Below are 24,085 nucleotides of genomic sequence, written 5' to 3'. Positions count from 1 at the left end.
TCAATCCTCCTAGGGGTTTGGGTTGTGTCTATGGTTTTTAGCCGAAATCACATACGGCCTTATTATACCACATCCCATGTCAAATACTAAACAAGCATTTGCAAAAATGCTGTGCTTTGCAGCACAGTTTTCATAGACACCGCTTTATAACTTGCCCATTTCCAATATTCCCCGGATGAAGGAGTGAAATACCCCTTTCTCCCACCGAGTACCATCTATGTTCTCCACACGCAAAAAAATCCTGTATCAACAGGATTCAGCTGCATTTATTGGCAGTACCATTGCGAAGTTGCATATTAACAGCCACCCGCATCTCGTCGATATCAAATGGTTTCGTAAAGTGCATGAGCGCTCCGAGATCCGTAGCTTCCTTAATCATGTCCAGTTCACCATAAGCGGTCATCATGATCACCTTGATGCCCGGATCAATTTCTTTAATATGCTTCAGGATTTCCAGACCGTCCATCCCAGGAATCTTCATATCGAGCAATACCAGGTCAGGCTTGTCATTATTTACAATCTCCAGAGCAACCTTGCCGTTGGGTGCTTGAAAGGTGTTATACCCTTCACTGCTGAATACTTCCATTAACAGGATTCGGATTCCATTCTGGTCATCAACAATCAAAACTTTTTTATCTTCCACTCTGTAACCCCCTAGAATTAGGAAAGCATATACGTCTTCGAATCTGGATAACTATCCCATAGTCGTCATGATAAGTATTCTACCTCTTCCATTAAAATCCTGCTACTTTCACAAAATGACAAAAAGCATTTCAGCCTGCTTTTTACGCAAAAAAAAAGGATGTTCAAGGCATCCGCTAAGGTTGCCTTGAACATCCCAATATCTATTACGTCAACACTAAAACATGATTATTTCTTTGCATTCTCCAATGAAGCTTTCACGAATTCACGGAACAATGGTTGCGGACGGTTCGGACGGGAAGTGAATTCCGGATGGAATTGTACCGCCAGGAACCATGGGTGTCCTGGAAGTTCCACGATCTCAACCAGACGTCCATCCGGGGATGTACCCGAGATAACCAGTCCTGCTTTTTCGATCGCTTCACGGTATTCGTTGTTGAACTCATACCGGTGACGGTGTCTCTCATACACCAGCTCGTCATCATAACAAGCCATCGCCAAAGAACCTTCCTGAAGCTTACAAGGATACAGACCCAGACGCATCGTACCACCCAGATTTTCGATATCTTTTTGCTCAGGCAACAGATCAATCACAGGGAATTCGGTAGCCGGATTAATCTCGGAGCTGTTCGCACCATTCAAACCAACGATGGAACGTGCATATTCAATAACGGAAACCTGCATACCCAGGCAAATACCGAAGAACGGAATTTGTTTCTCACGAGCATAACGGATTGCCGATACTTTACCTTCAATACCACGATCTCCGAATCCGCCAGGAACAAGGATACCGCCAATACCATGTAACAGATCGCCCACATTCTCATCCGTAATATCTTCAGAAGGAACCCAGCGAATTTTGACATCGGCATTCGATGCAAATCCTGCGTGAGACAACGACTCAACAACACTCAGGTATGCATCATGCAACGCTACATATTTACCAACAATAGCGATCTCAACCGTATGCTCCAACTTGTTGATCCGGTCAACCAGCCCTTCCCACTCGCTCATATCCGGTGCAGGAGTAGTTAGTTTCAGGTGATTTACCACGATCTCATCCAAGCCTTCTTCACGCAGGTTCAAAGGCACTTGATACAAGGTGTCAGCATCGCGACATTCAACCACGGCATTCTCATCAATGTCGCAGAAGAGAGCGATCTTGGCTTTCATGTCGTCAGACAATTCATACTCCGTACGACATACGATCACATTCGGTTGAATACCGATGCTGCGCAATTCCTTAACACTATGCTGCGTTGGCTTTGTTTTCACTTCACCCGCTGCTTTGATATAAGGAATAAGTGTTACGTGGATGTACATCACATTGTCGCGACCTACATCACTCTTGATCTGACGAATGGCTTCCAGGAAAGGCAAACTCTCGATGTCGCCCACTGTTCCGCCAATTTCCGTAATAACCACATCCGAACCCGCTTCACGTCCAGCGCGGAATACACGCTCTTTGATCTCGTTCGTAATGTGTGGAATAACTTGTACCGTTCCGCCCAGATATTCCCCGCGTCGCTCTTTGCTGATGACGGAAGAGTATACTTTACCAGTCGTGACGTTGCTGTTTTTGGAGAGATTGATATCAATAAAACGTTCATAGTGGCCAAGGTCCAGATCCGTTTCCGCGCCATCATCCGTTACAAAAACCTCGCCGTGCTGATAAGGACTCATTGTCCCTGGGTCGATGTTGATATATGGATCAAATTTCTGGATCGTTACTTTAAGCCCTCTGTTTTTCAGCAATCTGCCCAGCGAAGCAGCCGTTATCCCTTTGCCCAGGGAGGACACAACTCCGCCCGTCACGAAAATATACTTTGTCACTGTTATTACCCTCCTAATATAAGTACAGAAATTCAGGCGATATATGGTGTTATCGTAACCTGTTTCCCAGGTAATCATCGTTAAAAAGAGTAATGGCAGAAATTCCCTGCATCTGCGAACTGCTCTTTCTGCGAAGACGGTTTAAATACACGTTGTTCTACAGCAAAAAATGGTGCAAATATTCCGGTAGCCTACATTTCATTTTGTGTTTTTGATATACAAAAACGGGCCACGAAATGTTGGCCGGGAGCATACGGAAAAGAAATCATTTTGCAAAATTATGCCTCTAAAAATACAAAAAAAAGTACTCCCGCAGGACGGGGCACCTTCTATAAAAAACATAAATATATTGTCGCTCATTCATAAGCCCATGCAATAGTTTACCCGTTACCCCGTCTGCTGTCAAGGCTGACTATTCCGGGGAAACGGGTAAATTATAGACGTCAAAAATGACTACCGATTATCAGAATCGTCGTCAAATTCATCCTCGTTTTCGGACTCTTCTTCGTCTTCTTCGAGGTCTTCATCTTCCAGATCGTCATCTTCAACCAGCACTTCTTCTTCGCTGTCTTCTTCATCAAAGATGTCGTCTTCGTCTTCTTCTTCTTCGTCTTCATCTTCGTCTTTATCCGTGCTGTCGAAGTCTTCATCGCTGTTATAGCTATCTTCTTCTTCACCGAAGTCTTCATCTTCCAGATCATCATCTTCATCGTTGATGATACGCGGACGCTTCGCACCCGTCATGGAATCTTCTGTTCCAGCTACCGGATACCAGCGCTTCAAGCCCCACAGACTTGTACCGACGCAAGCAAAACGGCCATCGATATTAATCTCGGTATATAGCTGGGCGATAAACTCGTTGATTTCTTCATCAGTCATTCCGCGCTGCTTCGCTACCTCATTCATCAAGTCACGATAGTAATACGGCGTATTAGCCGCTTTCAGCACCATAAAGGCAAGGTCCACCAAAGGGATCTCTTTTACCTTTTCTTTATCAATTTTCAAATTGAGCGAGGTACTCACTGCAGACACTTCCTCTCACACAAAATTCACTTTTTAACCCCTACGAACTGGACTGTTACGTATAACATATCCATTAACAAACCTAAGTAAAACCTATTTAGCGTTAAAAAGCAAGTTTTTATGTACGGATGTGACGCAAATGCGGAGAGCAGCTCCAATCCGTCCAATATATTCAACGCAATGCGACATTAAACTCATACGTATCCTTCATTGCAAAAGAGACAACTCCATAATAAAAAAGACGGAGTCCCCTCCGCCTTTTGACTGTATACCCTTGAAGGATTGCTCCTCACCAGGTTCCCCGCAAGAGCCCTCTAGCTCTCCATCCATCATATGTCCCTGCGCCCGTTTTGACACGAAGTGAATGTGTTTTTGTAAAAAAAGGGCAAGTTCCCCATGCGGCGGGATGAGCGCATTCATAGAATACCTCAGCATGTTCATCCCGAAGGGGGCTGCCCATTATGGACTATACTGGTTTATTGCATCAATTGATTGACGGAATGCGACGCCCTGAACCAGAACAGGGGGGGCGATATTTGATCCGATTTGCCAAACCGCAGCAGTACGAGGCCTGCCTCGTGGAATTATCCCGAATGCGGAATGAATTTACCGACCTTGGGGCCGTCCGCTCCTCGCGACTAGCTCGTTCCATTATCGCTACAGTACAACGCCCGGAGGACCTATACCGCTATGGGGATGAGATTACGATTGAAGAAGACACCCCCATCTCCCTTCATGCCACCGCACTCCATAGCAAACCGAGCAATGCCCAAGGCATACCCTGGGGAGTAAAACAGATTCGGGCCCCCAAAGTATGGTCTGTGTCTACCGGACACCGGATTAAAATCGGTGTAATTGATACAGGTGCTGATTACCACCATCCTGATCTTCGATATTCCCTGGCACGCGGAATCAATCTGTTAAACCGCAGCCTGCTTCCACACGATGATAACGGACACGGTACCCACATTGCGGGAACCATCGCCGCAGCCAACAGCACCGCAGGCATGATTGGTGTAGCTCCACGCGCCCTGATCTATCCCGTGAAGGCATTCGATCACAACGGATCAGCTTATGTATCCGACATTGTGCTTGGCATCGATTGGTGTGTGCGTAACAGGGTCGATATCATCAATATGAGCTTTGGTATGAAAACACGCAGCAAGGCGCTTCTTGACGTTGTCAACCGTGCGTACCACGCCGGAATCGTCATTGTTGCTTCGTCAGGAAATGATGGCAAACGCCGCAGTATTGATTATCCAGCACGTTATCCGCAGACCATATCCGTCGGAGCAACCGACAAAAACAGACGTATCGCGTCCTTCAGCAATCGTGGCGCATATGTGGATGTCTATGCACCCGGTGATAAGATTGTCTCCTCTTGGGTACAAGGCAAGCATCACGAGATGAGCGGCACCTCCATGGCGACCTCCCATGTGAGCGGTGCTATCGCCTTGCTGCTTGCAAAACATCCAGGATTATCCCCCAGCGAAATCAAGACCCTCGTCAAACGTTCTACGATCCCGCTGCGAGCCCGCAAGACCACCACAGCGAAAAGCAAAATACGTGGTGGTGAGATTGACGCCCTGAAGCTAATGCAGGAGGGCGGGGAGTGAGTCGGCTACGCCACCCTCAGCAGAACTCGCTTGATGCTTGGCGAATTACATTAACCCGCCCCTGACTGGTACGCGCGAAGGGATATGACGTAGCGGCAAAACCCTCAGGTGGCGCCCGCCGTGATGCCTGGGCAAGCTAGCGTACCTTATACAGGGCAATTCGTTTTCTTCAGCTCCGGGTACACAACAAAAAAAGTCTCCATGTACCACGTTGAAGATACAACGCGGACATGGAGACTTTTGGCTTGAGGCAGAGCGGCAGCAGGCCGCGAGCCTGGAAGTTACATTTTATCTGGTGCGGTTACGCCTACCAGACGAAGCGCCGTTGCGATAACGGTGCGCACAGCACCGATCAATGCAAGACGTGCCTGAGTTTGCTGCGCATCTTCCGTAATAACACGTTCTGCACGGTAATAGCTGTGGAACAGGGATGCCAGCTCGTATACATAACGGATGATACGATGAGGCGCATATCCTGTTGCCGCTACCGAGATTTCTTCAGGCAGTTCTCCCATTTTGCGAAGAAGGTCATACTCGTGCTCTGTAGTCAGCTTGGACAGGTCGATCTGTGCCAGTGGCAGCAGTTCAATACCTTGTTCTTCAGCCTGACGGTATACACTGCATACACGTGCATGCGCGTATTGTACATAGAATACCGGATTCTCATTAGATGTCGAAATAGCAAGGTCCATGTCAAAGTCCAGATGGGAGTCCATGCTGCGCATTGTGAAGAAGTAACGAATGGCATCAATGCCGACTTCATCCATCAGGTCTTCCATCGTTACAGCTTTACCTGTACGCTTGGACATCTTCACTTTTTCACCGTTCTGGAACAAGCTCACCATCTGTGCAATCAAGACTACCAGTTTCTCAGGGTCATTACCCAGTGCTTGCATCGCGGCTTTCATCCGCGGAATATATCCGTGGTGATCTGCACCCCAGATGTTAATCATCGTGTCGTATCCACGCGCATATTTGTCGCGGTGATAAGCAATATCTGGCGTCAGGTAAGTATACGTGCCATCGTTCTTGATCAACACACGTTCTTTGTCGTCACCATATTGCATCGTTTTCAGCCAAGTTGCCCCATCTTGCTCATAGATCTCATTGCGGTCACGCAATTCATCAAGCACTCGCAGCACTTCTCCGTTGTCATACAGGGAAGTTTCGCTGAACCAGATGTCAAAGTTAACACGGAAGCGATTCAAGTCACGTTTGATCTTGTCCAGTTCCTTCTCCAGGCCAAAGTCACGGAAATAAGCCGCACGGTCCCCCGGATGCATGGACAGCAATTCATCACCCTTTTCAGCAACAAGCTGCTTGGCGAATCCTTTAATATCCTCACCGTGATAACCGTCCTCAGGCATCTCAGCATCCTGACCCAGCTCTTGCAGATAACGAGCTTCAATGGAACGCGCCAAATTAAACACCTGATTACCTGCATCATTGATGTAGTATTCACGGGTTACTTCATATCCAGCGTAGTCAAGGATGTTACATAGAGCATCACCTACAGCTGCTCCACGGGCATGACCCAGATGCAGACTGCCTGTCGGGTTGGCACTGACGAACTCCATCTCGACTTTGCGTCCTTCTCCGATGCTTATTCTTCCGTAGTCTTTGCCCTGCTCCTGCACAAGCGCAAGTACTGGATAAAGGTAACTCTTGTCCAACTTGAAGTTAATAAATCCTGGGCCCGCAATCTCAGCCTTCTCGATTCCGGCTTCAGCCAGATTCAGATTGGCAATGATCTCTTCAGCAATCTGACGCGGATTGCGCTTGGCAATCTTGGTCAGCTGCATGGCAGCATTGGTCGCCAAGTCTCCGTGCGTCTTCTCACGCGGCACTTCCAATGTGATAGCTGGCAATTCGTCCTGCGTAACAATCCCGGCCGCCACAATGGCGTTGCCGATGGCCGTGCTTACCCGTTCGTTAATCGTATCTAGTGGATTACGTGTCATGAAATTGGTTCCTCCTGTATATGCAAACTAATCGCGAAATGTCCGGATTCTTCATCAAAGCGGTAAAAGTCGTAGCTCCACGCTGCGCGTGCGCTCAATCCCTGAATGGAAAGTTCCAGCTTCTGTGTATGCGTGGACAGGGCAAACGACATGTATGGTGATCGGTAGAAACCAGGAAGCTTCCGATTCAATTCAAAAGTCTGCTCCGATTCCACTTCACCATGACGTATAATCTTGATGGATTGTCCACCCAGCTTCAATGTGGTACGAGTTGTGCCTCCCTCGGGTCCAACCTGCGGTTCTTCGTAACGAACATAAAGAACAGACCCTTTCAACACGGCTTCACCCTGCATTTCCTGCAGCACATCTTCACCTTCATAACGGCTGTGCAGCCGGATGTGTACCGGTCGCATGTTCGACATGAATGTTAACCTCCATTATATTCGAGGCGACGCAAAATCAGGCACGGCCGGTGAGAACAGCCCTTCCCGTATTGTTGTGTCGCTATACGCGCTCATATTCCCGGATAGCTCGCTATCCTACACTCTACTGTATAACTATATCCAGTTCCCTCGCTCAATTCAAATCCAAATTCAGAGTTTTTTCCTCATCAAGCCAAAAAAGAAGAGCCACACCTGTAAAGTGCAACTCCCTTTTGCTTCATTATAATAAGATTCATTCATCCGATCAGGCCCATTGTGATTCATAAGGAAAAGGACATGTCGACTCGCTCAGCTTCGCTCGCACCTGTACGAGACAGCCACAGTGCCGACAAGTTGTGCCATATTGCAATCCCGGACAGGCAGAGCAGATGGATAGCCTCCGCTCATATTCCTCATCCTGTACCGTGGGACGCGAGCGTGAAGCAATATCAACAAGTCTGGCCATTTTGGCATCGCTAATCTTCACATCATACTGATCATTGCAACCCTTGCAAGGTTCCTGCCTTTTCATCATTAGCCCTCTACAGCGATGACCCCAACCGATGCTGGAGGAAGAACAAAACGCAAGGTGTTATTCTCCAGTGTGAGTCCCTCCCACACCACAGGCTGAACATGATTCGGTTGTTCAAAGGTATTGAATGCACCAAAATCAGTATGGTGCAGAATCTGCCCGGATACTTTAGCCGCTTGAGCTGCGTCCAGCTGACACACGACTTCCAACTCATCGATGTGGCTTAGATTACAAGCTGTCACATGAATGACCCCGTCTTTATTGCGGGATGCTGATAAGCTGAGTTGAGGAATGGTGTCTTCTCCGAAGGTATACCCAGGGCTTTCATAATTCAAATCCAGTCGCTGCGCATCCATATGAACCTGATACATATCAAATACATGATACGTAGGTGTCAAGAGCATTTTGTCCCCTTCCGTGAGCACAAGCGATTGAAGCACATTGACGATCTGAGCCAAATTGGCCATCTGTACCCGTTTATTATGCTGATTGAAAATGTTAAGGTTCACCGCTGCAAGAACTGCATCCCGCATCGTATTTTGTTGGTAGAGGAAGCCCGGATTGGTTCCCGGCTCAACGTTATACCACGTTCCCCACTCGTCTACAATGATACCAACCCGGCCATCTGGATCATATTTATCCATAATTTCGGAGTGCTTCACAAGCAATTCATCCATAAACAGCGTTTTCTTCAACGTGGTAAACCATTCAGCCTCTCCAAAACCGGTAGCGTTCCCCTTGTCTTCCCACACACCTGTCGGAATTGTATAATAATGAAGACTGATCCCATCCATGAAACGGGCAGCTTCCCGCATCAACACTTCCATCCACTCATAGTTACTGTCGTTCGGGCCACATGCAATTTTATAAATCTCGTTCCCGGAATAGTTCCGTACATATGTAGCATAGCGGCGATATTCATCCGCATAATATTCAGGACGCATATTTCCGCCGCATCCCCAGTTCTCATTTCCCACGCCAAAATACTTCAGTTTCCAAGGTTCTTCCCTACCGTTACTCTTACGCCAGTTCGCCATCGGGGATTCGCCATCAAATGTGATGTACTCCACCCATTCCTGCATCTCCTGCACTGTACCGCTACCCAGGTTGCCACTGATATATGGCTCGGTGCCGAGCAATTCACATAATCTCAAGAATTCATGCGTACCAAAGTGATTGTTCTCTTCCACACCGCCCCAGTGCGTATTGATCATACGAGCACGCTCACTCTTCGGACCCACACCATCTTTCCAGTGATATTCATCGGCAAAACAACCACCCGGCCAGCGAAGTACTGGAATATTAAGCTTCTGCAAGGCCGTCAATACATCATTTCGAATCCCATCCGTATTCGGAATAGGTGAATCTTCTCCTACCCACAGCCCCTCATAAATACAACGTCCCAAGTGTTCGGAAAAATGACCATATATATTGCGATTTATTAATCCTTGATCCGAATCCGCCTTTAAAATAACATCAACCATGATTTCAACCTCCATATAATGTATTGTTATCGCTTACAATAACTTGTTTTAAAGCAGGTTTCAACCGTTTTTATTTCTACACAAATAAGCCCCTTCCCACATCATAAGCCAGGAAGGGGCTTGTTCATTATAGATATCCATGCAGAGACATACCAAATTGATTTTCATTCATTTGTAATTTGGATTTGCTCCGTTGTTATTTCAGATTAACAGGCTATTTAATCCTGCTCTGAAGGCAACAACATTTTTTGTGTCCACGTCGTTCCGCCATCTGTAGTCTGATAGATCGCAGGGGAGTTATCACTTGTTACGACGAGCCAACCCGTCTTGGCCGATGGGAAAGAGATACGGGAACTGTACCCCGGATCTTTCAAGTCAACGTTTTTCCACGTGGAACCTGTATCATAAGAACGTCCAATACCCACTTTGCCAGCTGCTGGTGATCCCGCAGACAGATAAGCCGTCTGATTACCAATCAACGCCATGTTGCCGGGATGACCACCTGGATTGGCAGGTCCGGTTCCTTTGCCCGTACTGTTTGTACCTGGCGCAGGACCTCCTCCTGCTGTGGATTGCGCAAATACTTGGGTCCAGTTCTTACCTTGATTGCCGCTCGCATAGAGGGAGTACGATTGTTGGGACATGCCTGCATCACCATACAGAAGGGCCCACACTTGCTGACCATGTGCATAGAGATCCGCTCCACTCCATGTGTCTGAGACAACTCGAAGAGAGGTTGTCCAGTTCTTGCCGCCATCACTCGTTTGCTTCAAATGATATCCCGATCCGGGTACAACCACCACGGCATATCCTTGCTTTTCTGTGGCAAAGGCAGCTGCACGCGTGTTGGCAGGCGTATTCATTTTGCTCCAGGTTACCCCGCCATCCTTCGTCTGATATGCACCATTATAGGTGTAACCATAACCTACATCTTTATTGCGAAAATCGATTCGCTTGAATTGAATGCCCGGCGTATCGATCCGCGTCCAGTGCGATCCCCCATCGTGGGTACGGATCAGATAGGTTGCAGGTGAACTTTTCACTTGTGCCAACGCATATCCATTCACATTATTCGGAAAATCAAGCTGTGTGAATTGCCACTGCCCGGTATATATGGACTGCCACGTACATCCTGCATTTGAGGTCCCGATCAGGAAGCCTTCACCCCCAGCTCGTCCAGTCGTATCATTAAGAAAATCAATGTCTGTAAATTGCAGGTGTTGCTCTTCCACACCACTACCTTTTTTCAGTGTAGTAGCTAGTCCGTGATCTCCCTTTCCACACGCCTGCGAGGATGCAGCGTTAGCGCCTGAAAGCATATGTACCGGTCCCATCCCCCAAGCCAGCGTTAATGATAATGCGAGTGCACCAATCCGTTTCCATGTCATTGTACTCTTGGTTGTCATCTTAACACCTCCTTCTATGGTTTTACCCAAATTTGATGATTATAACGTAACAATCGTATGAACCCCTATGACAATTTTGCAAGAAAAAAACCACCTTCAACCATGATTGGATCATGTAGGCAAAGGTGGTGCGTCAACAAACGTAGTGTACTCTAAGTTAAATGGGATACGTCCCAACAGCAAGGATAACAAAACTGATACTTAAGAAAAGGCATAAATATTAAGATGGAGTCATGCCAAGGCAAGATATCTGCGTATGCGAGCGTATACTGACACAAGCAATAAATGGTAGAGACATAGGAACATACGTGCTATAATTGATTTTATGGACTCTTGAATAACGGTGGATGTTTTCCAGATCACGGCGCAGCTTCCCGAGAGGGGGTGACGTCGATGGTCGAACTTGTGGCGTTGCTTGATGTGATCCGATGGATTGCTGCGATCCTCAGTATTGTACTGAGCGGACGAAAGCTTTACCGTTGGTTGCGCAAAAAGTTTCGTAGCAAGCGAAAACCCACCTCATAGGTTTGGACGCCTGACGGTGGGTTTCGCTTGAATAACAGTATTTAGTTCATGCGCGCCGTGGCAATCCACAGCCTTTCGGGTCCTAAGAGTCTTTACCGTTGGTAGCGGTGAAGGCTCTTTTTAGTATATGACCGAACCCGATCACCATATACTTCACGAATGTAATATATCAATTAATATACTACTAAAAACTTATGTAGTCAGTATAGCACAGCTCTGAACAAAAGTTAAATTAAGCTAAGCTACCTAACTAAATTTTACTTCGTTATTTTGTTTGGCAGCATAGTTCAACATCTATCACCCAGTCCGTTCGAGGATAACAAATAAACGTGAACAAAAAAAACGCCCTCCCTGCGCTAATTTGAAACGGCGCAGCCAGAGAGCGTTATCTCTATCAATTATTCTATGTTATTTCACGAATCCAAGCAGCATTTCACGGATCAGCTTCGCAGCTACAATCTGTGTCTGTTGTGTAGGATCATAGATTGGTGCTACTTCAACCAAGTCACAACCAACTACATTTACATCAGATCCAGCGATCATATGGATGGCTTCCAGCAGTTCTTTGGACGTAATGCCGCCCGCTTCTGCTGTACCTGTTCCTGGAGCTGCTGACGGATCAAGCACATCAATGTCGATGGTCACATATACCGGACGGTTGCCCATCTTCGGAAGAGCTTCCTTCATCGGAGCTGCCACTTCAAATGGGTAGAAGTTGATGTTCTCGCGACCATACTGGAACTCCTCACGGGAACCAGAACGGATACCGAACTGATAGATGTTTTGGCCACCCATCAACTCAGCTGCTTTACGCACTGGCGTGGAGTGGGACAATGGCTCGCCTTCATAGTTTTCACGAAGGTCTGCGTGTGCATCAATATGAATCAGGATAAGATCCGGGTATTTCTTGTACATTTGTTGGATGACTGGCCAAGTAACCAGATGCTCACCACCGAGACCAACTGGGAACTTGTCATCAGCGAGCAGACTGCCGATGTATTCATGAATTACATCAAGGCTACGTCCCGCGTTACCGAAAGGCAGTAGCAAGTCTCCAGCGTCAAAGTACGTCATGTCTACGATGCTTTTGTCGAGATATGGGCTGTACTCTTCAAGTCCAACCGATGCTTGACGGATATGAGATGGGCCAAAACGGGAACCCGGACGGAAGCTGACGGTATAATCCATTGGCATACCATAGATAACCGCTTTTGAGTTCTCATAATCCTCAGAGCTGCAAATAAATACGTTTCCTGAATAAGCTTGATCCAGTTTCATTAATGATTTCCCCTTTATTTCGTTAAATCTTCCACGAATTTAGGAAGTACAAATGCTGCTTTATGCAGACGCGGAGAGTAATACTTGGTATCCATCTCCGGGATTTGAGTCTCATCCACTTCAAGCGGGTCATGTTTCTTGCTGCCCATAGTGAATGTCCACAAACCACTTGGATATGTTGGAATATTACAGCCGTACACATGTACGATCGGGAAGATTTCTTTGACGTCTTTGTTCACCTTCTGGATCAGATCCGCCTTAAACCACGGGTTGTCCGTTTGAGCAACGAAGATTCCGTCTTCTTTTAACGCTTCGTAGATACCTTGGTAGAAACCGCGCTCAAACAATGGAGCAGCCGGACCTACAGGCTCTGTAGAGTCTACGATGATCACATCGTACTCATTTTTATGTTCAATAATATGCATATAGCCGTCGTTTACAAGCACTTCAACATTAGGCTCGTCCAACTTGCCGGCGATTTCAGGCAAATATTTTTTGGAGTATTCAATGACTTTACCGTCGATCTCGACGAGAACTGCTTTTTCTACAGCAGCATGCTTAATCACTTCACGAATGACTCCACCATCACCGCCACCGACAACCAGAACTTTTTTCGGATTCGGGTGAGAGTTCAGCGCAGGATGTGCCGCCATTTCGTGATATACGAATTCGTCTTTTACGGTAGTCATCACCATGCCATCAAGAAGCAGCATGTTACCGAATTCCTCGGTTTCTACCATGGCCAAATCTTGAAAATCGGTTTTCTCTGTAACATAGGTCTGCTTAATCTTCGCGGTGATCCCGAATACCGGGGTCTGTTTCTCCGTAAACCACAATTCCATAATCTCTACCTTCTTTCCGTAAAGTTAATGATCAGCCATACCCGACCAAGTGCGGTACACTATAATCGGTTCGCTCAAGCACGTCCAGCGTTCGGCGCCATATCACGTTATGATTGCTGGCCTGCGGGAAATGTCCGCGGTTCACTTCATTATATAGATTAAATTGACCAGAGCGTGCAGAGCGTCTGACTAATCAATGAATCAATGACCACTCGTCTGTTCGTCCTTACGCGCTTTAGTATCTTGTACCGAATCTTACCTTTTCATTACCCTTTTGCATTATACGCGATTGACGTTTATACTGCAAAACGGTTTTTGCGGCGAAAACGCTACATTTTGTCTGCTTATGCATCCGATTGAATATCCCTGCCAATGAAGTCCCATACTGGAAGAAAAGAGAGGAGCCCGTTCCATGACCAAGCCAAATCAGAAGACCCGCAAACGCGGGTTCCGTGTACGTAAATTCATTAAAAGCCTTTCTCTGCTCGCCGTGCTCGCTATGCTTGCCACCGCTGCAGGATTGGTCTACCTATACGCAACAAGCCTGCCCCTCGCAGACTCTGATCGGAATTCACGATTGCTGGACAGTCAAGGGGAAGTGATCGCTACCTTCTCCGCAGGTGGCAAAGACTCTGTTCCCGTTCAACTGGAGGATATCGCTCCGGATCTCGTAAACGCCACTTTAGCTGTAGAGGACCGCAAATTCTATAATCACTACGGTTTCGATGTTCAAGGGATGGGACGAGCTGTGCTTGTTAACCTGGAGCATATGCAGATGTCTCAGGGCGCGAGTACATTGACCCAACAGCTGGCGCGTAACCTATATCTATCTCATGAGAAAACATGGACTCGCAAAGCAAAAGAAGCCATGTACACGGCGCAATTGGAGATGAAATACAGCAAGGATGAAATTTTGCAGATGTATCTGAATGAAATCTATTATGGGCATGGTGCATACGGAATCGAAGCAGCTTCGCAAATGTATTTTGGCAAATCAGCCAAACAGCTGGATCTTGCAGAGAGCGCCATGCTGGCAGGAATCCCGAAGGGACCGACCTACTATTCACCCTATAACCATATGAAAAACGCCAAAGATCGGCAGAAGATTGTGCTGAATGCCATGGCTGATATCGGCAAGATTACCCAAGCCGAAGCAGATAAAGCTTATGAGAAAATGCTTGCATTTAAACCGGAAAGTGAACGTAAAACGGTGGAAAGTGCCCCGTATTTCCGCGACTATATCCGTAACCTGGCCATCAAAGAACTGGGAATCAGTGAAGCGATGCTGGATCATGGGGGATTGAATATCTACACCACCCTGGATCTGCGTGTACAAAAAGCAGCTGAAGACGCCATAGCGAAGGGTATGGATGCCAAAAGCGAGCTGGAGACAGCTCTGGTGTCCATTGACCCTCGGACGGGCTACATTAAAGCCATGGTGGGCGGCAAGAATTACCGCACCAATCAGATTAACCATGTACTGGCGACAACGCGCCAGCCAGGTTCGGCGTTTAAACCCATTATGTATCTGGCAGCCTTGGAATCCAAGCAGCTCACTAGTGCATCCATGTTTAAAAGTGAACCTACCCTGTTTCACTACGACAATGACCGCAAAACCTATAAACCCGGCAACTTTGGAGACAAGTATCTGGGTGAGATTGATCTAAGACAGGCGATCGCCGCTTCAGACAACATCTATGCGGTCAACACCATTATGCAGATCGGTCCTGAGCAGGTTGTGAGTATGGCGAAAAACCTCGGTATTACAAGCAACCTGAGCGCCGTACCTTCTCTTGCACTGGGAACATCACCTGTCAGCCCGCTGGAGATGGCATCGGCCTTTTCCGTCATTGCTGCTGGTGGACAACGGACGCCGCCTGTCGCCATTCTGCAAGTGACGGATGCAGCAGGACGTGTACTCTATGAATCGCCTCAAACCAAGGCTGAGACCGTGGTGGAACCTGCGGCAGCTTATGTACTAACTCGATTAATGGAAAGTGTATTCGAAAATGGGGGAACGGGTAACCGGGTATCTGCCGCGATCAAACGCCCGGTTGCCGGAAAGACAGGCACGACCAATACGGATGCCTGGCTCGTTGGATTCACCCCAGAGCTCTCCACCGCCGTATGGGTTGGGTACGACCAAGGCAAAGCCATATCGACTTCGGACGGCCGCCGCGCGGCACCAATCTTTGCCCAATTCACAGAACAGGCGCTTGCGAGCGTACCACCCAAAATTTTCACCGTGCCTGATCATGTCGTAAGTGTCTATATCGACCCGGAATCAGGCAAGCTGGCAGGCAACGGTTGTGAAGAGAAAAGACTGGAAGTTTTTATTGATGGTACTGAACCAACAGAGGTCTGCCATGGTACGGCGGATGATTCGGATTCTGGAGAAAATGAGAAGACCCGTCAGGTACAGAATCAACAAGGCATACAGGAAGAGAAACATTCCTGGTGGGGAGATTTTAAACGTTGGTGGGTAGAATGACGCAAATGCGTGATGACTTAGTTGCGTCACCTGTCCCTCTGATTACATTGGGATTTGGAAATTCACTTTGGATGAAAACTCATAATTATTCAGATCAATGAATACAGTTCATGCACAAGCAAAAGACCCCTAACCGAACTTTACGGTCAAGGGTCCTTTTGCTTTTTTAATTTTATACGCTGTTGAATGATTTGCCTTAGGCGAGTGCTTCTTTCAATTCATCTGGAGAAGCATTCCACCATTCTTCGTTGTGTGAGATCAGCAGCTTCTTAAGTGCAGCCCGATCTTCCGGCCCCAGCTCATCCAGCATGAAACGGCGCTTCATGGCATAATCCATGCGATTCACATGTTCAGCCAGCAATTTCCATCCACGTCTCGCTTCTGTATCGATCCACATCTCACATGCTGTTGCTCCACCATACAGCTGCCCCTCTTCCGTGCGATCTACAGCTACCCACACCAGCCATACTTGGCGTCCGTTGGGTACATCCTCACGATTCGTCGAGAACTTGATATTGCGCTCCACTTTACTCTTCGCATGCATCGCACCAATATCAATTTTGGCTTCGCCATTGTCAATAATGACCGGAGATAGGTTATTCAGATCAATGGAGCCTGCACCGAAGCCCTTATGCTTGCTTTTTGCACTAACGATATTCAAGGCAATCTGTTTTTTGCCGTTTTGCTCGTTTTGGTCCATGTTTATAACCTCCAAGGGTTGATACAAATATTTTAACTAATAATTGGCCCATTGCAAACATATACATGCTGTAGATGCTTGTCAACGGGAGGTATTTAACGATGATTCCACGACGCGCCAAGAGCTGGCTCACCGCATCCCTGGCCCTGTGTGTGCTGGCCGGAGGGATATGGATCACTCTGGGTTATACTCACTCAACACATTCCGATTTGCCCACACTTGCCCCGGAATCGGGCAAGCCTAAGGCAAAAGCCCCAACGCCAGCACCTCCAGAAAGTGTACAGACCCCCACTGCCGAAGTGTACAGCAACCGTGTTGTGGAATATCACATGGATGTAAAACTGATCGAAGGGAACGTACTGGAAGGGACTCAGACGATTACCTGGACACATCCAGGTAAAAAAACCGTCAACGAGCTTTACTTTCATATGTATCCCAACGCCTTCTCTTCTGCTGACACCACCTTTATGAAGGAATCCGGTGGAAAGCTTCGGGGTGATGTCATGCCTACCAACGGTTATGGCTCCATGAACATTACCGAAATGAAAACGGAGGACGGGCTCTCTCTGCTGCACCGGATGCAGTATGTGCAACCAGATGACGGAAATATCAAGGACACCACCCTCATTAAAGTACGCTTACCCAAACCCGTCAAAGGCGGGGAAAGCATTACACTCCACACCCGATTCCAAGTGAATCTGCCAAAGATTTTTGCCCGGATGGGAACTGCTGATGATTTTGTCATGGCAGGTCAATGGTTTCCCAAATTAAGTGCCTATGAACCTGTGGGCAGGCGCGGACGGACAACGGAAGGCTGGAATCTGCACCAATACCATGGCAATTCAGAGTTTTACGCCGACTTCGGTATATATAGTGTGCGTATTCGGGTGCCTGAAACATACAAAGTTGCTGCTACCGGATTTCCAACGCAACAAGCCGTGGTGAAGAACGGAGAAAAAGTCTATCAATTCTATGCCGATGATGTGCATGATTTCGCCTGGGCAGCTTCACCGGATTTTGTCTACGCCGAGGAACCCTTCTCTGCACCCAATGTGCCTGGTGTACGAATCAAGTTATATCTGGACCCTGCTCATCAGGATCTGAAAGAACGTTATTTCTACGCCGCAAAGGCCGCACTAGCCAATTATAGCAAATGGTTTGGCCCATATCCTTACGCTACCTTATCCATCGTTGTTCCACCCAAAGCGGGGAACGGTGCTGGAGGTATGGAATACCCTACGCTAGTTACGGCCTTTGGAGCTGATGACACTACTCCAGGTTATGACTTGGAACGTACCGTAGTCCACGAGATCGGACACCAGTACTTCTACGGCATGGTTGCCAGCAACGAATTCGAGGAAGCCTGGCTGGATGAGGGGTTCACCTCTTATGCAGAAGACAAACTGATGGAGCAGGAATACGGATTGATTCCGAATCTGCCTGTACAATCGGGACTGATTACGTCTCCTTCATCCTTAACACAAGAATCCTGGAAGTTCGATTCACAGAATGAGTATGCAGCCAATGTCTACACACGTGGCAAGCTTGTATTGCTCGGTATTGAACATCAAGTCGGTGCGAAAAAGATGGAACGCATTCTCTCTACCTATGTAAAGAAGTACCGCTTCAAACATCCCACTTCGGCTGATTTTCAGAACGTTGTGGAACAAGTGACCCGCACTTCCTGGTCTGATTATTTTGACCAATACGTCTATGGTAACGGAATGGCTGACTTTGCTGTAGAGAAGATTCGTGTTACGCCTGTACAGAAAGACGGTCAAACATTGTACGAGTCATCCGTGACGATCGCCAAAAAAGGCAGTGATTACAACGCCGTTCCTGTTCGCATTGCTTTTGAAGACGGACATATCCTCACCAAGCAATGGGATGGCAAAGAAGATCGCATTACCTATAAATTAACGCACACATCCCCCATATCCTGGGCCATGACCGATCCCCTGTACACGATCGTGCTGGAGAACCGCCATATGAACAATTTCCTGAAATCCGGACTGGATGAGCAGGCAAAATCCCGCTGGAGCATGAGTGTAACCAAACTAATAGAAGCCATATTCGGAGGTCTGTCATGGTGAGGTGGAAAAGGTGAAAGCGAAAATACGTGAAGGCTGGTTTCTCGTCCGTCAGCATATGTTCATTGCCGCACTCTTATTTCTTTATCAACTCATTTGGGGATATTTCTTCTATCGAATGGTACAATCGGCAGTCGTCCCACTACTCCTGCGCTATCCAGATTCTGATGCTGGGGAGCTAAGTACACTTTTGTTCAAAATGGAAAGTCAACTTAACTTGTCTACCCATCCGGAGGTTCATCGTTATCTATGGATCCTGGGGGGCATGCTGCTGGTTCGCATGTTGATCAGCCCCCTCATTCAGGCAGGGCTGCTCTACTCACTTCAGCACTTTAATTCTACAGAAGAGCGCATCCCATTCGTCCGGGGAATCAAAAAACTGTGGAAACCGATGCTGCTGCTGCACACCATACGTACATTATTGATACTTTTACCCGCATACTGGCTCATACCAAAGCTCTACTCGATTCTCATGGACGGATTTCATTCCCTTCAATTACTTTTGCCTGGTATACCTTATGTTGCTGCCTGGATTGTATATGGTTGGATCATCCACCATGTCATCCTCTACATGCAGTTCGGTGTGTCGGCACCAGAAGGAGAAGGCGGAGCTCACGGCACCCTCAAAGCACTCTGGATTGCACTGCGTCATCTCATCGCCGTTATCGGCATTGCACTCCTGCTGGGCGGAGTCCACCTGCTCGTCTTTGGGGCATTCACTTCAGCCTCATGGTTATTAACGGGACTTACCGGACTTATACTACAACAGACGTATCCACTTGCCAGATGTCTATTGAATCTGTGGAAAATATGCAGCCATTTCCGATTATGGCAGTCCAAAATATCCAAAGGTGAGAGCACATAGTTTAAAAATTGTTACCATCACATGTTAAACTCATGGCCTAATATGTACTTATAAATAGGCAAACCTCAACCTTTCCCCGTCAAAGGTCGAGGTTTTTTTTGCTAAATTTGTTGCTAAACGTTGCCAAAGCCGTACTCCTCTGTTACAATAATCGCAGTGAGTTTTTAGTAACAACTTTGTAATCTTTACATTCATATTTGTAACTACTTAAAATTAAATCGTCATTTCTTGATTTCGCAGGTGCATAACTAGCATAGCCAAATTCCTGGCACCTGGGAAGCGGGGGAACCAGTTATGGGTGAATTGATCTTGCTACAGAGGGATCATAGGGGACCTTCAACCGAATCCTTAAGCTAACCTCGCAGGCGTTGGAAGGGGAATATCTCTTGTTCAAGAAGAAATTAACCGCAGCTGTACTTAGCATCACATTCGCATTATCGCTTGGTGCAGGTAGCGCATTCGCAGATTCAAAAATGGATAAAGTAATTGATTCAGCAATGGGAACTACATACAAAAGTGGGGGAACAACGCTTAACGGCTTTGACTGCTCCGGATTTACACGGTATGTATTCGACAAATTGGGTATTGATTTGGCACGCCAATCCAGTTCCCAATTCGACATGGGCGATTCCGTATCCCGCATGGAAATGAGAGCTGGCGATCTGGTATTCTTTAATACAACAGGTAAAGGCGTATCACATGTAGGAATCTTTGTAGGGGATGGAAAGTTCGCACACTCCTCTTCTTCCAAAGGCGTTACGATCAGTGCATTGAGTGAAAACTACTGGGCCAATCGTTATGTTGGCGCTAAACGGATTATGAGCACGGACGCATATGAATCACTGGCCCTTGACTAGGGACAAGCTGAGCAACATGATGCTGTAACCATTAACCATACTGGAACGAAGCAAGAAGCATAACAGAACCGCCCGGTACATTCTCCGCAGGAATGTATCCGGCGGTTTTTTTGTGCTTCCATCCTGATTCATGTTGCAAGTTACCCTCGGGGCTATCCTGCGACATCAACAGGCTCATTTTGCGTTCGTTCGTCCGTGCCCTTATGATGTTTTTACCCATCCTGTTATAATATAAACGAAATTAACAGAACTTTTGTTTCATTTTTTTTCTGGTAAGGGTGACTTGCTAAATGAACTGCTCTTTTGTAGAGTGGACAAAGAGTTCTGTTTCAAGGAAAGGAGCATGCAAGTGTATGAAGGAAGCCCCTGTGACTTTTCACGTTGTACCCATGCGAGAAGAACATGCGGAGCTCATCTGCAGTTGGCAGTATGATCCGCCTTATAATATCTACAGCTGGCTCCCCTGGGAGCAGATGAAAGCACTGGAAGTGGAATTCGGAGATGCGCAGTTGCGGCAAGAGCAATATGCGACCGTCCTGGATCAGAACGATCGTATATGTGGATTTGCTCAATACTTCCCACTTCAAGGGGTAACTCGGATTGGCCTCGGCATGCATCCAGAGCTGTGTGGTCAGGGTCAAGGGACAGCTTTTGTCACGGCCCTTGTACAGGAAGCCATTCGCCGAAATCCGATGAATGAGATTGATCTGGAAGTGCTCACTTGGAATGCTCGTGCCATTCAAGTCTATCTGAAAAGTGGATTTGTCACTCAGGATACATACGAACGACAGACCCCGAGCGGCTTAAAGCCCTTTCACTGTATGGTTTATGAAGGGCCTCGTGATTAAAATCCATTGCAAAACAACCTAATTTGCGCCTTGTTATGTGATTAGTTCAAAAATTTCCCACAAAATGCTATGATGTCAGTACAGGTTCCGTTATAATGATATGGATAGTTTCAGGTTAGATGATCTTTCATTCTGGAGGGGACATAAGGGATGCACAAATGGATCATGAGCGGAGTATTTTTTGCAGCATGCGCTTTAGCTATTGTTTTAATGTTTACGCTTCCAGGGAAAGAAGAAGTGGCTGAAGAAGCCAAGCCCACCATGCCGGAAGTAACATTGGATGCCGGACAGGCTGAAGCATTGGTCAAAGCCAATTGTATCTCCTGTCACGGGGATCAGCTTCAAGGTGGCGTAGGACCTGCTCTGGCAAACATCGGTAGCCAGGATGATCTGGAGAAGATCTATACTACAATTGTCAAAGGTAAAGGCGGTATGCCTTCCTTCAAGGGCAAACTGCAGGATGAAGAGATTGCCAATATCGCCATGTGGCTGTCAGAGAAGAAATAATCTCTGCATGCACATAACAAAGAGGCCCTTAATCCCCTTTTGGGAACTTAAGAGCCTCTTTGTTATGCCATTTATTAGGCCTCTGCTGCATGCTCAGCCAGAAAGGCCTGCACTTCACGTGCGGACGGCATCCCGGACTGGGCGCCGAGCTTCGTCACGGATAACGCGGCCGCACCCATGGCGAAGCCTACGGCCGCGTCCAACGTCTCACCGCGCGCGAGGGCTACCGCCAGCGCGCCGTTGAAGCAATCGCCAGCGCCGGTCGTATCGACGGCGCTTACGGCGTAGCCGGGCGCACGGCATGCGCCGGCACGCCCTGCCTGTACGCGGCCGCCAGGCGCCGCCGCGTACACAGCCCCCTCGGGGCCGAGCGTCGTGACGACAGCGGCCCCGAGGGATGCGGCGAGCTCTGCGACCGCCGCATCCAGGTCTTCCGGCCGGAGATGATCCCGGCCGGTAAGCACGGCAAGCTCACTGCGGTTCGGCGTGACAACGTCGACGCACCGCAGGAGCTCCTGGGGCAGACCCGGCACCGCGGGAGCCGGGTTGAGCACCACCAGTGCGCTGCCTTCAGCCGCCAGTTGGGCGGCGCGGGTAACCGCTGGCAGCGGGATCTCCAGCTGCAGCAGCACCGCTGCGGCTGCAGTCAGGCTTTTTACCGTATCCGCCTCTTCCAGCATTTCAGGCACTACTTGCCCATTCGCACCAGGAATAACGATAATCCGGTTGTCTCCCCGAGAGAGCCAGATGGAAGCTGTCCCTGTAACCGTGTCTTCCAATATGCGAACCTGCGAGGCATCTGCACCACTTTCCGTCAGACTGTGCAGCAGACGTTCGCCAAAAACGTCCGATCCCACCGCACCAATCATTGTGGTCTGTCCACCCAGACGTGAAGCAGCGACAGCTTGATTTGCACCTTTGCCGCCAGCGAGATAGTGCAGTTCCTCACCGCTCACCGTCTCTCCCTCTTCCGGAATCGTATCTGTCTTCACCACGAGATCCATATTGAGACTGCCTACGACAGCAATAAGAGGTTGTTCCTGATTATAGTCTGACATGTATGGGTTCACTCACTTTCGGGCGTGCGATAATAACCAACCTCGTTATTCCGACCTCATTTTGTCATAAGCTTCGTTGTATTGCCCTGCTTCCTTAATATCCACAGATGTAATACCGCCTGCATCCCATGACGTGAGACGCAGCGTAACCGTTGTATAGTCAATCGTAATAAAAGGATGATGATTGAATGCTTCCGAGATCGCAGCGACCTCATCCACAAATGCAATCCCTTTCATGTAGTTGGAGAACACGAATTTACGTACAATCCACCGTCCCTCTTCCAGTTCCCAGCCTTCCAGCCTTCCCAGATGAGCTTCGACTTCCTCTTGCGAAAAAACCATGCGTTATCTTCCTCCCCATAGGATGGTACATTACAGACGTGCGTCCGTATAACCACCAACACCTTCGGCGCTATCGACAGCAACCTCAAAGGCCAGGCTCACCGCCATGCGGTTGGCCCATTTCACGACTAACATCTTACCACGGACAAGCTTCAAAATTCAATCAACTTAAAAGGGTATAGAACCACTAACCATAAGGCTTTGAGGAAAATTATAGTGCCATTCATACCCCTGAAAATGCATGTACACACACTAAATTAAAGGTACAAATGTTAATTCTTCTTCCCCGATCAAAATATGAATGCGATACTGTTCCTTATCATGGATGACCACGCCACTTCCAACCGGAATCACAGACTCCTCGCCCAGCGCATAGAACAAATCCTCCGCCAACGCCTCATCCACTTCAAGTTGCTCCGGTGTAGCCAGTCTCCCCCACTCTTCCGCGTCCATTTCAAAGAAAACATACCGATCCGGTATGCGTCCGATTGCCGTTGTCAGATCTGTCAAAATTCCTTCATAATCCCGTCCATGCTTTACGCCCATTGACTTTTCACTCCTATTCGGCCCCTAAGGAGCGGATTTGATCTTATTATACCTGAAAATAGCCCTTAAAAAAAAAGGCCTTCTGGTCGATAAATACTATATATGACCGTTTGAACTGTTTTAGCAACCGTAAGGAATGCCTAACATTGAACGGATTGCGGCCAAAAATTCGTCCGGAAGCCCGAATACAGCCGCTTGAAAGGATTCAATTTTATCT

General features: G+C 47.7%; 21 protein-coding genes and 1 riboswitch. Of the genes, 7 read left to right on the top strand and 14 right to left on the bottom strand.

The genetic code is table 11. The annotated features are described in order from the left end of the window. Positions 1-256: 256 nt before the first annotated feature. The 3 genes from AB4111_RS30520 to rpoE form a co-directional block, all read right to left on the bottom strand. Positions 257-643 (bottom strand): response regulator, encoded by a 387-nt coding sequence (locus tag AB4111_RS30520; RefSeq protein ID WP_017691292.1) that lies wholly within the window; start codon positions 641-643, stop codon positions 257-259. 227 nt (positions 644-870) lie between these two features. Continuing rightward, positions 871-2,475, bottom strand: coding sequence for a CTP synthase (locus AB4111_RS30515; protein ID WP_339238984.1), 1,605 nt, complete (start codon positions 2,473-2,475; stop codon positions 871-873). A gap of 453 nt (positions 2,476-2,928) precedes the next feature. Beyond that, a complete protein-coding gene (gene rpoE, locus AB4111_RS30510; protein WP_442035025.1) occupies positions 2,929-3,498 on the bottom strand; it encodes a DNA-directed RNA polymerase subunit delta in 570 nt (189 codons plus the stop codon). A gap of 461 nt (positions 3,499-3,959) precedes the next feature. Here rpoE and AB4111_RS30505 point away from each other — a divergent pair, with 461 nt between their 5' ends. Next, positions 3,960-5,114 (top strand): S8 family peptidase, encoded by a 1,155-nt coding sequence (locus tag AB4111_RS30505; RefSeq protein WP_442035023.1) that lies wholly within the window; start codon positions 3,960-3,962, stop codon positions 5,112-5,114. A gap of 281 nt (positions 5,115-5,395) precedes the next feature. On the opposite strand, the gene argS is transcribed toward AB4111_RS30505, so the two are convergent. From argS to speE, 7 genes are all read right to left on the bottom strand, one after another. After that, a complete protein-coding gene (argS, locus tag AB4111_RS30500) occupies positions 5,396-7,075 on the bottom strand; it encodes an arginine--tRNA ligase (protein WP_442035021.1) in 1,680 nt (559 codons plus the stop codon). After that, complete coding sequence (locus AB4111_RS30495; RefSeq protein ID WP_017691299.1) at positions 7,072-7,497, bottom strand: DUF1934 domain-containing protein; 426 nt, start codon at positions 7,495-7,497, stop codon at positions 7,072-7,074. The genes argS and AB4111_RS30495 overlap by 4 nt, the downstream gene beginning before the upstream one ends. A gap of 265 nt (positions 7,498-7,762) precedes the next feature. Beyond that, positions 7,763-8,032 carry a DUF6171 family protein gene (locus AB4111_RS30490; RefSeq protein WP_253428987.1) on the bottom strand — a complete coding sequence of 90 codons (270 nt, stop codon included), beginning with the start codon at positions 8,030-8,032 and terminating at the stop codon, positions 7,763-7,765. After that, positions 8,032-9,513 (bottom strand): alpha-N-arabinofuranosidase, encoded by a 1,482-nt coding sequence (locus AB4111_RS30485; RefSeq protein ID WP_442035018.1) that lies wholly within the window; start codon positions 9,511-9,513, stop codon positions 8,032-8,034. The genes AB4111_RS30490 and AB4111_RS30485 overlap by 1 nt, the downstream gene beginning before the upstream one ends. 218 nt (positions 9,514-9,731) lie before the next feature. After that, a complete protein-coding gene (locus tag AB4111_RS30480) occupies positions 9,732-10,919 on the bottom strand; it encodes a WD40/YVTN/BNR-like repeat-containing protein (RefSeq protein WP_442035016.1) in 1,188 nt (395 codons plus the stop codon). A gap of 933 nt (positions 10,920-11,852) precedes the next feature. Continuing rightward, entirely contained in the window at positions 11,853-12,722 is an 870-nt protein-coding gene (gene speB / locus AB4111_RS30475; protein ID WP_278297424.1) for an agmatinase, read from the bottom strand. Between the two features lie 14 nt (positions 12,723-12,736). Next, positions 12,737-13,564 carry a polyamine aminopropyltransferase gene (gene speE / locus AB4111_RS30470; RefSeq protein ID WP_442035014.1) on the bottom strand — a complete coding sequence of 276 codons (828 nt, stop codon included), beginning with the start codon at positions 13,562-13,564 and terminating at the stop codon, positions 12,737-12,739. Between the two features lie 412 nt (positions 13,565-13,976). On the opposite strand from speE, the gene AB4111_RS30465 reads away from it, so the two are divergent. Continuing rightward, positions 13,977-16,055, top strand: coding sequence for a transglycosylase domain-containing protein (locus AB4111_RS30465; protein ID WP_442035012.1), 2,079 nt, complete (start codon positions 13,977-13,979; stop codon positions 16,053-16,055). Between the two features lie 196 nt (positions 16,056-16,251). Here AB4111_RS30465 and AB4111_RS30460 read toward each other — a convergent pair whose 3' ends face one another. Further along, positions 16,252-16,755: a YwhD family protein gene (locus tag AB4111_RS30460; protein ID WP_253428974.1), complete on the bottom strand. Its 504-nt coding sequence runs from the start codon at positions 16,753-16,755 to the stop codon at positions 16,252-16,254. Positions 16,756-16,856: 101 nt separating this feature from the next. Here AB4111_RS30460 and AB4111_RS30455 point away from each other — a divergent pair, with 101 nt between their 5' ends. From AB4111_RS30455 to AB4111_RS30435, 5 genes are all read left to right on the top strand, one after another. After that, positions 16,857-18,848, top strand: coding sequence for a M1 family metallopeptidase (locus AB4111_RS30455; RefSeq protein WP_442035010.1), 1,992 nt, complete (start codon positions 16,857-16,859; stop codon positions 18,846-18,848). A 10-nt stretch (positions 18,849-18,858) separates the two neighbouring features. Beyond that, positions 18,859-19,710 carry a hypothetical protein gene (locus tag AB4111_RS30450; protein WP_442035008.1) on the top strand — a complete coding sequence of 284 codons (852 nt, stop codon included), beginning with the start codon at positions 18,859-18,861 and terminating at the stop codon, positions 19,708-19,710. A 245-nt stretch (positions 19,711-19,955) separates the two neighbouring features. Further along, a riboswitch (cyclic di-AMP (ydaO/yuaA leader) is annotated at positions 19,956-20,093 on the top strand. A 3-nt stretch (positions 20,094-20,096) separates the two neighbouring features. Next, positions 20,097-20,567, top strand: a complete 471-nt coding sequence (locus tag AB4111_RS30445) for a C40 family peptidase (protein ID WP_301289666.1) — start codon at positions 20,097-20,099, stop codon at positions 20,565-20,567. 353 nt (positions 20,568-20,920) lie between these two features. Further along, complete coding sequence (locus AB4111_RS30440; RefSeq protein WP_442035006.1) at positions 20,921-21,415, top strand: GNAT family N-acetyltransferase; 495 nt, start codon at positions 20,921-20,923, stop codon at positions 21,413-21,415. Between the two features lie 150 nt (positions 21,416-21,565). After that, positions 21,566-21,922, top strand: a complete 357-nt coding sequence (locus tag AB4111_RS30435) for a c-type cytochrome (RefSeq protein ID WP_124118856.1) — start codon at positions 21,566-21,568, stop codon at positions 21,920-21,922. Positions 21,923-21,996: 74 nt separating this feature from the next. Here AB4111_RS30435 and rbsK read toward each other — a convergent pair whose 3' ends face one another. The 3 genes from rbsK to AB4111_RS30420 form a co-directional block, all read right to left on the bottom strand. Continuing rightward, complete coding sequence (gene rbsK / locus AB4111_RS30430; protein WP_442035003.1) at positions 21,997-22,980, bottom strand: ribokinase; 984 nt, start codon at positions 22,978-22,980, stop codon at positions 21,997-21,999. Positions 22,981-23,025: 45 nt separating this feature from the next. Beyond that, positions 23,026-23,322, bottom strand: a complete 297-nt coding sequence (locus AB4111_RS30425; protein WP_062838136.1) for a 4a-hydroxytetrahydrobiopterin dehydratase — start codon at positions 23,320-23,322, stop codon at positions 23,026-23,028. A gap of 252 nt (positions 23,323-23,574) precedes the next feature. Further along, positions 23,575-23,868 (bottom strand): hypothetical protein, encoded by a 294-nt coding sequence (locus AB4111_RS30420; protein WP_442035001.1) that lies wholly within the window; start codon positions 23,866-23,868, stop codon positions 23,575-23,577. Positions 23,869-24,085: the final 217 nt, after the last annotated feature.

Source organism: Paenibacillus sp. 2KB_22 (assembly GCF_052115745.1).
In the GTDB taxonomy this organism is placed as follows: Bacteria; Bacillota; Bacilli; order Paenibacillales; family Paenibacillaceae; genus Paenibacillus.
The sequence above is the reverse complement of the archived record's forward strand: the minus strand, read 5'-3'. Positions and strand labels throughout refer to the sequence as shown.

Coding starts and splice junctions, on each gene's coding strand:
- AB4111_RS30465 (WP_442035012.1), top strand. CDS start 13,977: ATGACCAAGCCAAATCAGAAGACCCGCAAACGCGGGTTCCGTGTACGT.
- AB4111_RS30425 (WP_062838136.1), bottom strand. CDS start 23,322: ATGGTTTTTTCGCAAGAGGAAGTCGAAGCTCATCTGGGAAGGCTGGAA.
- AB4111_RS30505 (WP_442035023.1), top strand. CDS start 3,960: ATGGACTATACTGGTTTATTGCATCAATTGATTGACGGAATGCGACGC.
- AB4111_RS30460 (WP_253428974.1), bottom strand. CDS start 16,755: ATGGACCAAAACGAGCAAAACGGCAAAAAACAGATTGCCTTGAATATC.
- AB4111_RS30485 (WP_442035018.1), bottom strand. CDS start 9,513: ATGGTTGATGTTATTTTAAAGGCGGATTCGGATCAAGGATTAATAAAT.
- AB4111_RS30455 (WP_442035010.1), top strand. CDS start 16,857: ATGATTCCACGACGCGCCAAGAGCTGGCTCACCGCATCCCTGGCCCTG.
- speB (WP_278297424.1), bottom strand. CDS start 12,722: ATGAAACTGGATCAAGCTTATTCAGGAAACGTATTTATTTGCAGCTCT.
- AB4111_RS30435 (WP_124118856.1), top strand. CDS start 21,566: ATGCACAAATGGATCATGAGCGGAGTATTTTTTGCAGCATGCGCTTTA.
- AB4111_RS30420 (WP_442035001.1), bottom strand. CDS start 23,868: ATGGGCGTAAAGCATGGACGGGATTATGAAGGAATTTTGACAGATCTG.
- argS (WP_442035021.1), bottom strand. CDS start 7,075: ATGACACGTAATCCACTAGATACGATTAACGAACGGGTAAGCACGGCC.
- AB4111_RS30490 (WP_253428987.1), bottom strand. CDS start 8,032: ATGATGAAAAGGCAGGAACCTTGCAAGGGTTGCAATGATCAGTATGAT.
- rbsK (WP_442035003.1), bottom strand. CDS start 22,980: ATGTCAGACTATAATCAGGAACAACCTCTTATTGCTGTCGTAGGCAGT.
- AB4111_RS30495 (WP_017691299.1), bottom strand. CDS start 7,497: ATGTCGAACATGCGACCGGTACACATCCGGCTGCACAGCCGTTATGAA.
- AB4111_RS30480 (WP_442035016.1), bottom strand. CDS start 10,919: ATGACAACCAAGAGTACAATGACATGGAAACGGATTGGTGCACTCGCA.
- speE (WP_442035014.1), bottom strand. CDS start 13,564: ATGGAATTGTGGTTTACGGAGAAACAGACCCCGGTATTCGGGATCACC.
- AB4111_RS30440 (WP_442035006.1), top strand. CDS start 20,921: ATGAAGGAAGCCCCTGTGACTTTTCACGTTGTACCCATGCGAGAAGAA.